Source organism: Sodalis sp. RH19 (assembly GCF_047324215.1).
GTDB lineage: Bacteria > Pseudomonadota > Gammaproteobacteria > Enterobacterales > Enterobacteriaceae > Acerihabitans.
Genome location: NZ_CP178734.1, coordinates 2,582,114 through 2,597,550 on the forward strand (window position 1 = coordinate 2,582,114; position 15,437 = coordinate 2,597,550).

The 15,437-nt window shown below is 61.6% G+C and carries 13 protein-coding genes; 8 read left to right on the top strand and 5 right to left on the bottom strand.

What is annotated here, in order from left to right; all coding sequences use genetic code 11:
- Nucleotides 1-99: 99 nt before the first annotated feature.
- The 7 genes from ACL2XF_RS11610 (at nt 100) to ACL2XF_RS11640 (ending at nt 9,699) form a co-directional block, all read left to right on the top strand.
- Nucleotides 100-1,146 carry an SIS domain-containing protein gene (locus ACL2XF_RS11610; protein WP_413728643.1) on the top strand — a complete coding sequence of 349 codons (1,047 nt, stop codon included), beginning with the start codon at nt 100-102 and terminating at the stop codon, nt 1,144-1,146.
- Nucleotides 1,143-2,042, top strand: a complete 900-nt coding sequence (locus ACL2XF_RS11615; RefSeq protein WP_413728644.1) for an N-acetylglucosamine kinase — start codon at nt 1,143-1,145, stop codon at nt 2,040-2,042. Before ACL2XF_RS11610 ends, ACL2XF_RS11615 begins: the two co-directional genes overlap by 4 nt.
- Nucleotides 2,043-2,148: 106 nt before the next feature.
- A complete protein-coding gene (locus ACL2XF_RS11620; RefSeq protein WP_413728645.1) occupies nt 2,149-3,690 on the top strand; it encodes a YfcC family protein in 1,542 nt (513 codons plus the stop codon).
- A gap of 227 nt (nt 3,691-3,917) precedes the next feature.
- Nucleotides 3,918-5,195 carry a citrate synthase gene (locus ACL2XF_RS11625; RefSeq protein ID WP_410015672.1) on the top strand — a complete coding sequence of 426 codons (1,278 nt, stop codon included), beginning with the start codon at nt 3,918-3,920 and terminating at the stop codon, nt 5,193-5,195.
- A complete protein-coding gene (locus tag ACL2XF_RS11630) occupies nt 5,179-7,359 on the top strand; it encodes an ATP-dependent helicase (protein WP_413728646.1) in 2,181 nt (726 codons plus the stop codon). The genes ACL2XF_RS11625 and ACL2XF_RS11630 overlap by 17 nt, the downstream gene beginning before the upstream one ends.
- A 75-nt stretch (nt 7,360-7,434) precedes the next feature.
- Nucleotides 7,435-8,823: a D-arabinono-1,4-lactone oxidase gene (locus tag ACL2XF_RS11635; protein WP_413728647.1), complete on the top strand. Its 1,389-nt coding sequence runs from the start codon at nt 7,435-7,437 to the stop codon at nt 8,821-8,823.
- Between the two features lie 27 nt (nt 8,824-8,850).
- Nucleotides 8,851-9,699 carry a glycosyltransferase family 8 protein gene (locus ACL2XF_RS11640; RefSeq protein WP_413728648.1) on the top strand — a complete coding sequence of 283 codons (849 nt, stop codon included), beginning with the start codon at nt 8,851-8,853 and terminating at the stop codon, nt 9,697-9,699.
- Here the strand turns inward: ACL2XF_RS11640 and ACL2XF_RS11645 are convergent.
- The 5 genes from ACL2XF_RS11645 to ACL2XF_RS11665 form a co-directional block, all read right to left on the bottom strand.
- Nucleotides 9,666-10,676, bottom strand: a complete 1,011-nt coding sequence (locus tag ACL2XF_RS11645) for an ROK family protein (RefSeq protein WP_413722473.1) — start codon at nt 10,674-10,676, stop codon at nt 9,666-9,668. The genes ACL2XF_RS11640 and ACL2XF_RS11645 overlap by 34 nt on opposite strands.
- A gap of 152 nt (nt 10,677-10,828) precedes the next feature.
- A complete protein-coding gene (locus ACL2XF_RS11650) occupies nt 10,829-11,656 on the bottom strand; it encodes an amino acid ABC transporter ATP-binding protein (RefSeq protein WP_410015677.1) in 828 nt (275 codons plus the stop codon).
- Nucleotides 11,634-12,302: an amino acid ABC transporter permease gene (locus tag ACL2XF_RS11655; RefSeq protein ID WP_413728649.1), complete on the bottom strand. Its 669-nt coding sequence runs from the start codon at nt 12,300-12,302 to the stop codon at nt 11,634-11,636. The genes ACL2XF_RS11650 and ACL2XF_RS11655 overlap by 23 nt, the downstream gene beginning before the upstream one ends.
- A complete protein-coding gene (locus tag ACL2XF_RS11660; protein ID WP_413728650.1) occupies nt 12,299-12,967 on the bottom strand; it encodes an amino acid ABC transporter permease in 669 nt (222 codons plus the stop codon). The genes ACL2XF_RS11655 and ACL2XF_RS11660 overlap by 4 nt, the downstream gene beginning before the upstream one ends.
- Before the next feature lie 13 nt (nt 12,968-12,980).
- Nucleotides 12,981-13,838 (bottom strand): transporter substrate-binding domain-containing protein, encoded by an 858-nt coding sequence (locus ACL2XF_RS11665; RefSeq protein ID WP_410015680.1) that lies wholly within the window; start codon nt 13,836-13,838, stop codon nt 12,981-12,983.
- A 259-nt stretch (nt 13,839-14,097) separates the two neighbouring features.
- On the opposite strand from ACL2XF_RS11665, the gene ACL2XF_RS11670 reads away from it, so the two are divergent.
- Nucleotides 14,098-15,282 (top strand): sugar transporter, encoded by a 1,185-nt coding sequence (locus ACL2XF_RS11670; RefSeq protein WP_410015681.1) that lies wholly within the window; start codon nt 14,098-14,100, stop codon nt 15,280-15,282.
- Nucleotides 15,283-15,437 lie beyond the last annotated feature (155 nt).

Here is a 15,437-nt window from a genome sequence, read left to right on the forward strand (position 1 = left end):
CTATGATATTAAAAGCTTTTAACTGCGACTTTAAGGCAATTGGTTGCTGGGGCTCTTACATCGTAAAATCATTTTACGTTAATCAAAAGAGCCGAAACCATGCTCACTCCATCAGAAATACTTATTCCTTTTGCTACCGGCATTGAGGCCCAGCCCAATGCCGTGGCGATCACCTGTGCCGCGACTGGCAAGTGGCTGGCCACCCTGGATATCGCGGCGTTGCGCAATAGCAGGCTGTTGTTTATCGGCATCGGCGCCTCCCATGCAGTGCTTGCCACTACCGTTGCCACTTTGCGCGCCGCAGGCGTCTATGCGCTGCGCAGCGATGGCGACGACCTTCCCGATGCCTGCCCTGTGTTGGCCGACTGGTATATCGGCGTATCGCAAAGCGGTCGCAGCCCGGAAGTCGTCCGGGCGCTGCGCCACCAGCCCGATGCGCGCAGGCGCATCGCCATCGTCAATCAGCCGGACTCGCCGCTGGCGCGTGAATGCGGCGTGCCTTTTTGCCTTGGCGGACTGGTTGATTCGGGCATGTCCTCGGTGGCGCTGATGGCCACCGCCGTCGCGCTCGGTATGTTAAGCGACGCTATTACCGGTGCAGACCATCTTGCCGACTGGCAGCGGTTGCCGCAGCGGCTGGCCGCCCTGGCCGCCGCCGCCCAGCCGGTTGTATCGCGTTTCGCCGCGCCTCTGGCCGGCGTCGGCTGCGTGGATTTCACCGCCCGCGCCAGCAGCCTGACCGCCGCCGAGCAAGGCGCGCTATTCCTGCGCGAAGGCCCCAAGATCCCCGCCATGGCGGCGGGAACCCGCAATTACCTACACGGCATGACCGACTCGGTGGGTAATACCGCGCATGTCATTATCGGCGGCGCGCGCGAAACGCTGCTGGCTCGGCAACTCACGGAATTCGGCGTGCCCATACTGCTGATAACCGATGGGCAAGATACCGCCATTGCGGGGGTGGAAATAGTGTCTATCCCGCCGATGGCACCAGGTCCGCGCGCTCTGCTGGAGGTCCTGGTCATGGAACTGTTGGCGCTGGCGCTCGCCGAGGTATGGGGCAGCGATATCGACGCCGGGGTGGTGAAGCGCCTCGATACCAAACTTGACCAGCACGGGACGCTGGCAGAGGACAAACCGTCATGACCCCCCTTCTGGCCGGCATTGACGTCGGCGGCACCAAAACCCGTCTAATGCTCCAAGACGACACCGGCGCCATCCTGCTGGATGACACCTGCCCAACCGGACGCTGGCGCGCTGAATCCTTCGGCGCCAAGGCCGCGGCCCTCGGCCAGTTGGTGGAAAAAGCACTGACGGGACTGAACGGCGACCATCGACTGCGCGCCCTGGCCGTCGGCGCCCATGGCTGCGATCTGGCGCAGGAGTGCCGTGAGTTGGAGCGGCTGTTGCAACCCTATTTCCCGGCCGCGCGCTGCCGGGTGGTCAGCGATGTCGCCCTGGTGGCGCTGGCCGCGGGCCGGCCCAGTGCCATCGGCCTCATTGCCGGCACGGGTTCGGTCGCCATCGCGATGAATGATGATGGGGAATATCTGTCAGCAGGCGGCTGGGGCTGGCTGCTGGGCGATGAGGGCGGCGCCAGCGGCTTGGTGCGCGAGGCCGTGCGGGCGCTATTGGCGGATTATGACCGGGGCCATCTGGACGATCCATTGACCCGCGCGCTGCTGGACGCCTTCGGCGTCGGCCACGCGCTCGATTTGCCCGCGTGTTTGCTGAATACCGACGTGGCGCAGTGGAGCCGGCACGCCGCTCTTATTTTTGCCTGCGCTCACGCGGGTTCGCCGCTGGCCGCAACGGTGGTCGCCCAGGCGGTTGAGGCGCTGTCAGCGCTGGTGGATAGCCTGCGCCAACGCGGCATCGCCAGTTGCCAGGTCATTGCGGCGGGTGGGGTCATTTCACACCAGCCGGAGATGTTTAACGCGCTGGCGGCAACGCTAAAGCGGCGTCAGCCGGCGGCCACCCTGGAACTGCTCAGGGTGGCCCCGGTTAACGGCGCGCGGCTGTTGGCCCGCTCGCTACTGTAGGCAGGACCGCCGCCGTGGGCATGGGATGCGCCCGATGTACCCGAGGTTTCTCCGGCCTTGTCGCCAAGGCTTTTTGTACCTGACGCCACTTTTAGGAAGGTAGGTTATGTCTCTATCCAAAAAATCATCGCCGGCGCTGGAACCTGCGCCGACGGCAGAACCGGCCGCGCCGTCAAGGGCGGTACGTTTTCCCAGCACCTATAGCGTGCTGCTCGCCATCACCCTTGTGGTCTGGGCATTGACATTTGTCGTTCCCAGCGGCAAATACCGCCTGGCCGATGGCCGCCCGATCGCCGGTTCTTATCAGCATATCGACAACCTCAGCTCCTTTGGCGCCAGGCTGCTGGATCTGTTCCTGGCGCCGGTGAACGGCCTGTACGGTATGCTCAATCCCGCTAGCGGCCACGTCGGTCCGTATGAAAACGGCGGCATGTTCGGCGCCATCGGCGTATTCTTTTTTGTCCTGGCTATCGGCGCCTTCGTCAATACCACCCTGCGCACCGGCGCGATAGACGCCGGCATTAGCCGGGTGGCGACCCGTTTCAAACGGCGCGGCGCCATGTTGATTATCGTGGTGATGCTGCTGATCGCCATCGGCGGTTCGACCTTCGGTATGGGCGAGGAAACGCTCGGGTTCTATGCCATCTTGATCCCGCTGCTGCTGAGCCTCGGTTACGACCGTTTGACCGCCGTGGGCGTGATCCTGATAGGATCGGTGGTGGGCAATATGAACTCGACGGTCAATCCCTTTATGACCGGCGCGGCCTCGGCCGGGGCCGATATCCCGCTCAGCCAGGGCATCGGCCTGCGCGCGGTAATGTTTATGGTATTCACCGCCGTGGCCATCGGTTATGTACTGCGTTACGCCCGCCGGGTTAAACGCGACCCGTCCCGGTCGGCAGTCGGCATCAGCGCCGGCGACGCGCAGCTGGCGCTGGCCTGCGAGCAAAATCTTACACCGATGACCCGCGCGCAAAAAGCGGTGATGACCTGCTTTGCCGTGACCTTCGTGTTTATGATTTTTGCCCTGGTGCCGTGGGCGCAGGTGATAGCGGGCCCGAATGCCATGTCTTATGCCTGGCAGCTTGACTGGTATTTCCCGGAACTGACCGCCTTGTTTTTTGTGATGGCGCTGCTGATTGGCCTTATCGGCGGACTGTACGGCGAGACGCTGGTGGCCGCGATGATAGGCGGCATCGCCGATTTCATGGGCGCCGCGCTGGTGATTGTCCTGGCGCGCGGTATTACTGTCATCATGCATAACGCGTTTATCACCGATACGGTGCTGCATTCAGTGGAAAGCGCGATCGGCGGCACCGCGTCGTCTGTATTCGCGGTGGTCATGATGCTGGTTATCATGCCGCTCTCGTTCCTGGTGCCCAGTTCATCGGGCCTGGCCACCCTGGCTATGCCGGTGCTGGCGCCCATGGCGGACTTCGCCGGGGTCGGCCGCGAAGTGGTGGTAACGGCGTTTCAATGCGCGGTGGGCATTGTCGCCCTGGTTACGCCAACATCAGCCATCGTGATGAGCGGCCTGGCCCTGGCCCGGGTGAGCTATAGCAAATACCTGCTATGGGTCTTGCCCCTGCTGGCCCTGTTCGTGGTCATTGCCGCGCTGTTTCTGGCCCTCGCCGCCTCGTTGCGCTAACGCGCTTCCGCCCGTGCCGGCCGCGGGCGGATTCCCTCATCCCTCTATCGCCGGGCCGGTTTGCGGCTGTCTTTTTCACGCGACGCCATGCGTTAATTCAGCTACGCTTATCTCCGCTCTGGTCAAGTCCGCGCCACGCGAGTAATGTGAAATCATTAGACCCTGCTGGTATACGGGCGCGCATCGCATTTATTTTTTTCCATTAGATCCAGGCTGGAGACTTAAACATGACCGAGAACAAAGCCACCCTCGCGCTTGACGCGCAACGTTCCATCGAACTGGATTTCAATGCCGGTTCGTATGGCCCCGCGGCCCTGGATATCAGCCCGTTTCGCCAGGAAGATCTCTACACCTACGACCCGGGTTTCGTGAATACCGCCGGCTGCGAGTCGGCCATCACCTATATCGATGCGCGCAACAGCATCCTGCTGCACCGGGGTTTTCCGGTCGACCAGTTGGCCGAGCACTGCACGTTTCCCGAGGTCTGTTATATCCTGCTGCACGGCCAGGCGCCGTCCAGGGACGAATATGACCGCTTTACCGAGTCCATCACGCGCCATACCATGATTCATCAGCAGATGACCCGTATGCTGAGCGGCTTTCGCCGCGATTCGCATCCCATGGCGCTGATGTGCGCGGTGGTGGGCGCGCTGGCGGCGTTCTATCACGATGCGCTGGATGTGGGCAAGCCCGAGGACCGGGAACTGGCGGCGCTGCGGCTGCTGTCGAAAATGCCCACCGTGGCGGCCATGTGTTATAAATATTCCATTGAGCAGCCGTCGGTCTATCCGCGCAACGCGCTGTCGTACACCGGTAACTTCCTGCATATGCTGTTCGCCATCCCGGCGGAAAAGTACGAGGTGAATCCCGTGCTTGAGCGGGCCATGAACCGCATCCTGATTTTGCATGCCGACCATGGCCAGTGCCCGTCCACCACCACGGTCAGAACGGCGGGATCCTCCGGCGCCAATCCTTTCGCCTGCATCGCCGCGGCCCTGGCGTCCATGTGGGGACCGCTGCACGGCGGCGCGAACGAAGCCTGTATGCGCATGCTCGAGGAGATAAGCACCGTCGACCGCATCCCGGCGTTTGTCAACCGGGCGAAAGATCGCCACGACTCCTTTCGCCTGATGGGCTTCGGCAATTCCATCTATCACCATTTCGATCCCCGGGCCGCCATCCTGCGCAAAACCTGTCATGAAGTGCTCAACGCGCTGGGCATGGAGGACAACCTGCTGCAGGTGGCCATGGAGCTGGAGCACATCGCGCTGACCGATGCCTTTTTCCTGGAAAACAAACTTTACCCCAGCGCGGATTTCTACACCGCCCTGATCCTCAAGGCCATGGGGCTGCCGTCGTCCATGTTTACGGTGATTACCGCCGTAGGACGCACCACCGGCTGGATTGCCCATTGGAATGAAATGCACAGCCAACCGCTGAAAACCTGCCGGCCACGCCAGGTCTATACCGGTGAGGAACGTCGTGATTTTGTCTCCAAACTCTGATGCCGGCGACGCGCCGTCCGTGGCCGGCGCCCTCGCTACCCTGAATCCAGAACAGCGCCAGGCGGTGGTCACCACCGAAGGCGCGTTGCGGGTCATCGCCGGCGCCGGCACCGGCAAAACCCGCACCCTGACGGAACGTTACTGCTACCTGGTCTCGACGCTTGGCATCGCGCCCAGGAATATCATGTGCGTGACCTTCACCAACCGGGCGGCCAATGAGATGAAGCGGCGGGTGCGCGCCGTGCTGGGCGATCGGGATCTCGGCACTATCTGCACCTTCCACGCCTTCTGCGTACAGTTGCTGAAAGAAGATATCCATCTGCTCAACTATCCGCGCAATTTCATTATCCTCGACATGGAAGACCTGAAGCAGATCCTGCTGAAGATTTTCGCCGATATGGGACTGACGCTGCGCGACACCACCGTGAAACGCACCCTGGACGAGGTGCTGGAAGCCAAAAAACTGTATGCCACCACCTATATCGACGATATTTATCAGCTCAACAACGAACAGCTGAAGGCGCGCTTTGCCGATGCCCGGGATCGCGACGAGGAAATCTTCCTGCGCTACCTGTATGAGCAGAAGAAATGCTTTGGTTGCGATTTTAACGATCTGATTAATTTCGCCACCTGGATCCTGGAGACATTTCCCGCCGTGCGGCAAAAATGGCAAAACCGGATGCAGTACGTCATGGTGGACGAGTTCCAGGATGTCAGTAAACGGCAGTACAAGCTGGCCAGGCTGCTGGCGGGCAGGCACGGCAACCTGTTTATCGTCGGCGATCCCGACCAGACCATCTATTCCTGGCGCGGTTCCCATCTGCGCCTGTTCCTGGATTTCGACAAGGCGTATCCGGGGGCGGAAACCATCGCGCTCGGCACCAATTATCGCTCCACCCCGGAAATACTCGCCGCCTCCAACTGCCTGATTGAAAAGAATGAAGTCAGGTTTCCCAAGACGCTGCGCGCGGTGAAGCCCGGCGGCTGGCGGCCGCGGTATTTTCATGCCAAAAGCGATAAGCTGGAAGCGGAATGGATAGCCGGCGAAATTACCCGGCTGCGCAATACCGGCGTGCCGCCAAATCATATCGCCGTCCTGTACCGCGCCCATTACCTGACGCGCGCCCTGGAGGAACGGTTTATCGACCGCGGCCTGCCCTACAAAATATTCAGCGGTATCGAGTTTTATGGCCGGCGTGAAATCAAGGATGTGATCTGTTATCTGCGTATGGTGACCGCCGGCGACGACGTGGCCTTTCTGCGCACCGTAAACGTGCCGGCGCGCAAATTCGGTAAAAAACGACTGGAAACGCTGGCCGCCTATGCCGAGGCCCGCAGCCTGTCCCTGTACCAGGCGCTGAAGGAAAACCTGGACGCGGCGCTGTTGACGGGCACCGGGGTCAGGCAATATGTGGCCGCCATCGAACAGGTACGGGCGCAGCGCGCGGAGTGGTCGCTGGGCAATATCCTGCAGACGCTGCTGGATCTGAGCGGCTATGAGGCTTTCCTGCGCCTGCAGGGCGATCAGGAGCGGCTGGATAACGTGGCGGAGCTTAAACGCGCGGTGCAGGCCGCAGGCGAAGACGAAGAGGCGACGCTCGAGGACTTCCTGGCGCGGATTGCGCTGTTTACCAGTCTGGATAATGAAAGCAAGACCGACACGGTAAAGCTGATGACCATTCACGGCGCCAAGGGTATGGAATTCCCGTATGTGTTTGTCTGCGGCCTGAACGAAGGGGTATTTCCCGGGCGCAAGATAAGCTCCGCGCAAGAGATGGAGGAGGAGCGCCGCCTGGCCTATGTCGCCATGACCCGCGCCATGGACGGGCTGTATCTGAGCGACTCGGAAGGGGTGGCCAATGACGGTATTTTCAAATATCCGTCGCGGTTTATCTTTGATGCCGGCAGCGAGAACGTGGCGTTTGATGTTCCGCTGGATCAGGCGCTGATGAGCGGCGGACACAATGTGATGACCGCGGACGCGGCGTTGCCCGCCGCCGGCGCGTCCCGCTTTCGGGCGGGTGATCGGGTGTCCCATGGCGTCTTTGGCTGCGGCACTGTTATCGCGGTGGACGGGTATGAAAGCGCCTATTCCATTAAATTCGACGGACTGCCCACCGAGCGCAGTATCCAGTTCGGCGCGCCGCTGATCCGGCTGGAATAACGCCGGCGCAAGCCGGGCCAGAGGGTCTGGGCTACACTGAATAATGAAATAGATTTTTATTGCAAAAGGAGTGCAATGTTGGACTACGCCGAAGAACAATTTCCCCCAAGACACACCCAACCGGTAGCGAGCGATCGGCAGATCTGGAACTGGGCGCAAAACGCCACGCTAGGCCCGCGCGCGAACGTACGCCGGCCGGGGAGCGAAGCGGAACTGCAGACGCTGGTCGCCGATGCGCGCGGTAAAATCAGGATCATGGGCAGCCGGCTGTCCACCGGCAGCCTGCTGCGCGCCGACGGGCCGCAGGATATGCTGCTGGATGCCGGCCAAATGCAGGGGCTTATCCACTCGACCGCGGATACGGTCACTTTCGCCGCGGCCACCACGCTGCAGCAGGTTTATCAAACCCTGACGGCGATGGGCCGCATGCTGCCCTCCTCCCCCGGCGTTATTGCCCTGCAAACCCTGGCCGGCGCCATGGCCACCGGCACCCATGGGCAAGGACTGGGGCAAAGCTCCATCGCCGATGAGGCGCTGCATATCCGCATGGTGCTGGCCGACGGCAGCATCGCCGGCTTTGATCGCGATCACCCTTATTTCGGCGCCGCGCAACTGGCGCTTGGCGCCCTGGGCGTGGTGACCGAAGTCACGCTGCGCACGATACCGGCGACGCTGTTCACCTGTTTCAAAAGCGCCTGCGGCGCCGGCGAGCTTGAATCCCTGCTGTACGATTGGAATGAAGGCTATCCGCTCAGCAAGGCGTGGTGGTTTCCCGAGGAGGACAAAGTCCACGTCTGGTCCGCCCGCGAGGCCAATGACGCCGAGGGAAAACGCTACCGGGAAAACGGCTGCCGCACCCTGTCGCTCTCCGCCGGCGATCAATCGATGAACGCCACGGTGGAGCGCACGCTGGGCCATATGCGTACCGATACCAAAATCCGCGGCCGGGATGGCACGCCGTTTAAAACCGTGGCGCGTTTCAAGGATTTTTCCGACATTACCGGCGATGTCTACCAGCTGTTTTGTCGCGGTATCGCTACACCGCAAATCAATATTGAAATCGGCATCCCGTTTCGCCGCGCGGGCGAGGTGATCCAGAAGATAAAACGCTGGTACCGGCAAACGCACCCCCATATGCATTACCCGGTGATCCTGCGCTGTACCGGTCCCTCGAGCGCATGGCTCAGTCCCGCACATGGCGAAGCCACCTGCTTTTTTGGTTTTGTGGTGTATTACGCCGAGGACGGCACCCTGTCGCGGGACGGCGTGCATTTTCTCAATGAAGTGGAGAAATTGCTGGCAAACGAAGGGGGACGGCCGCATTGGGGAAAATATTACCATCCCGCCCTTTATCAGTGGCGCGAGCGCTATCCGCGCTGGGAACAGTTCCGCCAGGTGAAAGCCGCCCTCGATCCGCACGGGAAATTCACTAACGCGCTTATCGCGGATCTCTTCACGTCATGACCGCGTGATATGGCCCGAGGAACGACGATGAAAGCCTGGATAACCTTATTGACCGATCCCGCTTACCTGGCCGGGGTCAGGACGCTGCATCAATCATTACAGGACACGCATACGCGTTATCCGCTGGTGGTCATGGTGACCGCCGGGATTGGCCAACAGATCCGTGACGACCTGGCGGCCGAGGGCTGCGATGTGCGCGCCGTTACCCCGCTCCGCCCGCGGGACGGGGTGGCCGGCGGCTACGCCTACGCCCGTTTCGCCGAGGTATGGAGCAAGCTGTGCGCCTGGCGCCTGACCGGGTTCAGCCGGCTGGTGCTGCTCGACGCCGATATGCTGGCGCTGAAAAACATGGACGAGCTGTTCGATATCCCCCTGCCGGCGGGCGGGATCGCCGCCTGCCACGCCTGCCGCTGCAATCCCAACCATATTGCCACCTATCCCAAAAGCTGGGTGCCCGCAAACTGTTATTATACCTACAGCGCCAACCCCGCCGCGCTGCCCGCTGATTTTACGCCGTATTTTAATTCGGGTATTATCGTATTGACGCCTGGGGAAAAAACCTATGACGAACTGGCCGGCCAGGTGGCCGCCATTACCGATCTCGCCGCGTATCCCTTTCCCGAGCAGGATTTGCTCAACGCGTATTTCCAGGGCCGCTGGCTGGCGCTGCCGTACGGCTATAACGCCCTGAAAACGCTATCGGTTCACCACGCGGCCATGTGGCGGATGCCGCAGGTCAAAAACCTGCATTTTATCTTGGACAAACCCTGGCAATACGCCCCGGATCAGCCTGACGCCCGGCACGATCCGTATTATCCCCTTATCGAGCGTTGGTGGATGACCTATCGCCGGCTTGCGCCGAACAGTCGCTGGTAATTGGCGCTTTCCAGGGTCATTTCGGCGATGCCCCGGAGATAGTCGTCATCCATGCTTTCGCGGTAGATGATGTCCGGCACATGCTGCCTGGGGATGGTTTCCCGGCACAGGCGAAAAATATCGGCCGTCATCTGCGGCCCGAGTCCCGCGCCGGTCACGGCGATGGTGCCGGGGTTAATAATGGAAATCAGTGAAATAACCGTATCGGCCACGGTGCGCGCCAGTGCCCGCCCGGCGCCGGGGCGGTTGAGGCAGGGCAAATGGGCAATTTCGCCGGCAAACTGCGTGGCGCCTTCGAGCGCCTTGCCGCCGACGATAATGCCGCAGCCGGGGCAGTGTTTTTCCGGAAACATCAGGTACGCGAGGGGCTGGTCTTTGCTCAGGCGCCGGTTTTTATAAAAACCGTAGGCGGTAAAATTCATATCGTTGCCGATGCGGATAAAGGCGGCGAACCTGGCCGCCAGGATATCGCGCAGCGCCACGTCCTCGAAGGCGGAGATATCGCAGGTCAGCACCCGCCCGTCCACTATCACGCCGGGCAGGCCGATACCTATGGCGCGCACGTTGTATTGCGCCGTTTTGCCGTGGATAAAGGCGATAACGCTGGCGGTATCGGCGCTGGGCAGCGTTTCACGGCCGCCGGCGACGAGGGTGCCGATAGCCGTGGTCAGCGTATAGCCGTAGACGTAATGACCATGCTCCCCCGCCACCGCGAGGCTGAACACATAAAAAAAATGCTCATTATAGATAAAACGCTGCGCAGGTCGTCCGCCGCTGGACGCCTCAAGCGCCTCGTGCAATATTTCACCGCTGGCGCATAAGCTGTTCAATATCGTCCCGCAGGTCGCCAAGCTCAGGCCCGTCGCCTGGGCCACGGTCGCTTTGGTGCCGCGCCGAAGCGCTTTCATCGTTTCAATGACATGGGCAACGTTAATCAGCTTCAGTTGCTGGGTGTTGCTGGTCAGCGGATAATCCATAAGCCCTCGTCGCTATCATTCACGCATACCGTGACAATATACCTTCCTGCGGCGCATAAACCTCCTTTTATCCGGCGTCGCCGTCAGGCCGCGCCACTATGTTATCGTGATTTGATCCGCCCTAAAGCGGGCCGCGGTAAAAAAAAACCGCGTCACCCGCGCGGCGCCCTAGGTTCTGCGTCGTCGGGGCCGCCAAATTGCAGCGGGCGCCGCAGCCAGGGCGCCAGGAACGATGTCAGGCGCCCGGTCGCCGGGTGGCGGAACAACCGCCCCGGCTCGCCGCTTTCCACGATCGCGCCTTCGGCCATAAACACCACCCGGGTGGATACCTGGGCGGCAAAGGACATTTCATGGGTCGCCATGATCATGGTGATGCCCTGGCGCGCCAGCCCGCCGATAACCTCCAGCACCTCCTCCACCCGTTCCGGGTCCAGGGCGGAGGTGGGCTCATCCAGCAGCAGCAGCTCGGGTTCCAGCGCCAGCGCGCGGGCAATGCCGACACGCTGCTGCTGGCCGCCCGACAGCCGGGCCGGCCAGGCGCCGGCATGCTCCGCCATGCCTACCTGCGCCAGCGCGGCGGCGGCAGCGCGGCGCGCCTCGGCGCGCGGCCGCCTTTTTCCCAGGATCAGCGGCGCGGCGACATTCTCCAGCGCCGTCATATGCGGCCACAGGTTGAATTGCTGGAACACCATGGCCAACGGACGCCGCACCCGCGCGATACCCGCGGCGCCGTCCCGATCCCCTGCCGCCCGGCCCGGGCCGCGATAGCCCAGCAGGCGGCCTTTGATCAAAATTTCCCCCCGGTCATAGGCCTCCAGGAAGTTCATGCAGCGCAGCGCGGTGGTCTTGCCCGATCCCGACGGCCCGATCAGGGTTGTCACCTCACCGGCGTGCACCTGCAGCGTGATATCGTTCAGTATCCTCCGGGCGCCGAAAGACTTGCCGACGCCGCGCAGTTCAAGGATGGGTTGCCCGGTCATAGGGGTATCCTCCGGAAAATAAGTGGCGGCCAAGCCAGCCGACGGCCAGGCTTATCCCCTGCGCCAGCAGCCAGTAACCGGCGATAAGCAGGGCATAGGGCAAAAAATAGCTATAGGTGCTGGCGGCAATGCGTCCGGCGGCCATGGTCAGCTCGGGCAGGGTGATAATCGATGCCACCGCGCTTTCCTTCACGGTTAAAATCACCTGGTTGCACAGCAGCGGCAGGCTGAAACGCAGCGCCTGCGGGGTCTCGATATGCCAGAAACTTTGCCATGGGGAGATGGCGTGGGCCCGGGCGGCGTCCAGTTGCCCGCGGCCGATGCTTAACCAGGCGCCACGGAAAATTTCGCCGAAATAGGCGGCGCTGTAGAGCGTCAGCGAAAGAATGGCGGCGGGCAGCGCGCCGAGCATCACCCCCAGCGCCGGCAGGCCAAAATAGATCACCGATAGCTGGGCCACAAAGGGCGTGCCGCGTATCAACCACACATAAACGCGCCACGGCGGGTACAGCAGCCGGCAGCGGCTGCACAGCGCCTGCAGCGTAAAACCGCCCAGGGCGCCGGCCATCGCCGCGCTCAGGCTGAGGGCCAGGGTCATGGCCATGGCCTGCGCAAAATCAGGCAGGTACAGCAGGATATCGCTCACGAAGGCTCCTTGCGCCAGCGCTGTTCCAGATGGCGGCCCGCCAGGGCCAGCAGGCTGGTCATCACCAGGTAGACCAGGGCGACGGCGAGATAGGCCGGCAGCATCCGGTAGCTTGCGGACGCCAGTTGCTGCCCGACCCGCATAACATCGGTGATGGCGATGACCGAGACCACCGCCGACGCTTTGATCACATCAATCATCTCCGAAATAAACGCCGGCAGCGTCGGCCGCAGCGCCTGCGGCAGGCGAATATGCCAGAACGCCTGCCAGGGTCCCAGGCCGCAGGCCAGGGCCGCATCCTGTTGCCCGGCGGGAACGGCCGCAAACCCGCCGCGCAGGATTTGCGCTTGATAGGCCGCGCTGTTAAGGGTGAGCGCCACGGCGGCGGCGGCCCAGGCGCCGGCCTCAACGCCCAGTTCGCCGGGCAGGTAATAGCACAGCAGCACCAGGACCAGCACCGGCGTACTGCGAAACACGCTGACATAAGCGCGGGCCAGGCCGCGGCAAGCAGGCCGACGCGCGCGCTGCAAACAATAAATGCCGGTGCCGGCGAAAAAGCCGCATAGCATGGCGGCAGCGCTGAGGGAGGCAGTGGTTGCCGCCCCGCCGGCAAGCATCGGCAGCCAGGAGGCGAGCAGGTGGCAAAACTCGGTTAAGTCGTCCATGCCGCGCGCCTTGTCACACATCGGGTACCGGCATTTTATCGTGCGGCAGCGGCGTTTCCACGCCGAACCATTTCAGCTGCAGGTGCTTGAGGGTACCGTCGCGGTTGGCCTCGGCGATGCCGTCGCTAAACAGTTTCACCAGGCTGGCGCTGTCGGCATCCTTGCGTCCCGCCCAGGCGAAATAGGTGGTGGGCCCCAGCATCGGCCGCATGACGGCGAACACGCCGGGGCGGCTCTTGATAAGCGGCCCGAGATTGGCAAGGGATTGCGCCACGCCGTCGAGACGTTGATTGGCCAGGTCGGCATAGGCCTCGTCAAAGGCGATGTATTGCCTGATCTCTTTAACGCCCGTCATGCCCTGTTCCCGCAGCCGCTGGTCGACCGCCTGCAGCACCCGCAGGTGGCTCGAGCCGGCCACGGTGCCCACCACCTTACCGTTCAGATCCGCAAGCGTCGTCAGCGCGGCGTCGTTTTCGCGCTTTAGCAGCGCCACCGTGGATTCGCCCACCGGCACGGTAAACGCGAAACGCGCCATCCGCGGCCGGTCCACCATCATTGCCGTGATCATGAAATCGAATTTTTTGGCATCCAGCCCGGGCAGGATGCCCTGAAAAGGCAAATCCAGCTGTCTGACGCGCACGCCCGGCAAATGTTTTTGCAGGATATGATGCATCAGATCCACGTCAAAGCCGATAATGTTGCCGTCGCGCACCATTTCAAAAGGCGCGTAGCGGGCCTCGGTGGCCACGGTCAGGACTTTTTCCGCTTTAACGCGCGCCAGCAAATCCGCGCCGATGGCCGGCGGGATCAGCGTGCCGGCGACGCAGAGCGCGGCGGCGCAAAAGGTCATGATGTATTTTCGCAAGATCATATCCACTCCCGTCAGGACAAATGGCGCGCGGCGCGGCCGAAGAGGATAGATTAACTTTCTGTAATTGAATGGTTAATGAATTGAAAGCGTAAAAAAGACTTTTTCGGCCTGGCGGCAACTAACGTTAGGCATTTGGCAGCCGTTCATTTTATTATCATTACCGCGCCAGCACGTCGTCTTGCAGATAGAACCGCCGGACCTCGTCTAACCTTGATTGAACGTTAACCAATCGATCGTAAAAAATAGCCTGCTGATTTCAATGAATACTCCAGATGTTTCCCGTTCGACCGCCTGGCTAAGAGTCATTACCCTCGCGTTTGCCGCCTTTATTTTCAACACGTCCGAGTTCGTGCCGGTCGGCCTGCTGACCGATATCGCCCAGAGTTTTCAGATGGAGACCGCCCAGGTCGGGCTGATGCTGACCATCTACGCCTGGGTGGTGGCGCTGATGTCGCTGCCCTTTATGCTGCTGACCAGCCATATTGAGCGGCGCGGCCTGCTGGTGATGATCTTTGCCCTGTTTATCGCCAGCCATATCCTCTCGTTCGTGGCCTGGAACTTCACGGTACTGGTGCTATCCAGAATCGGCATCGCCCTGGCGCATGCTGTATTCTGGTCTATTACGGCATCGCTTGCGATCCGCGTCGCGCCGATGGGTAAAAAAACCCAGGCGCTGAGCATGCTGTCCACCGGCACCGCCCTTGCCATGGTGCTGGGACTGCCGCTGGGCCGCATTGTCGGCCAGTTGCTGGGCTGGCGCATCACCTTCCTGGTGATTGGCATTTTCGCCCTGGCGACCCTGGTCTTTATTATCAAACTGCTGCCCAAGCTGCCCAGCGAGCACTCCGGTTCGCTGAAAAGCGTGCCCATGCTGCTAAAACGCCCGGCGCTGATGTCGCTTTACCTGCTGGCGGTGCTGATCGTCACCTCGCATTACACCGTCTACAGCTATATCGAGCCGTTTATCCGCCATGCGGCGGCGCTGGGCGATGATTACACCACCTTACTGCTGTTGATTTTCGGCGGTTCGGGCATTATCGGCAGCGTGGTGTTCGGCGTATGCAGCAATAAATATCCCACCGCCCTGCTGGTCACGTCTATCGTGCTGGTGGTCGTCTGCCTGCTGGTTCTGCAGCCCGCCGCCGGGTATAAAATCAGTTTTGCCGGCCTGAGCGTGATTTGGGGCATGGCGTTTATGGCCATCGGCCTGAGCATGCAGGTGAAGGTACTGGCGCTGGCCCCGGACGCCACCGATGTGGCCATGTCGTTGTTCTCGGGCATCTTCAATCTGGGCATCGGCGCCGGCGCGCTGTTGGGCAACCAGTTTATCCTGCGCGCGGATCTGGCGTATATCGGCTATCTCGGCGCCCTGCTGGCTATCGTGTCCCTGGCATGGTGCCTGTTTATCTTCCGCCGCTACGCCGCGGAGCTGCGCCGGGCCTGACCGTTCGGTTCGCCGGCGGCGCGGGCATGGCCGATAGCAAAAAATCGTCAAGGACGGCAATGTGTGATGGCTTTCTCGTTTCGCACGCCGGGATTTTGTTACTTCTAAACCAGGCATGGCGTGGCGGCCGTTTTGTCGTGGGCTTTTTCCGGCCA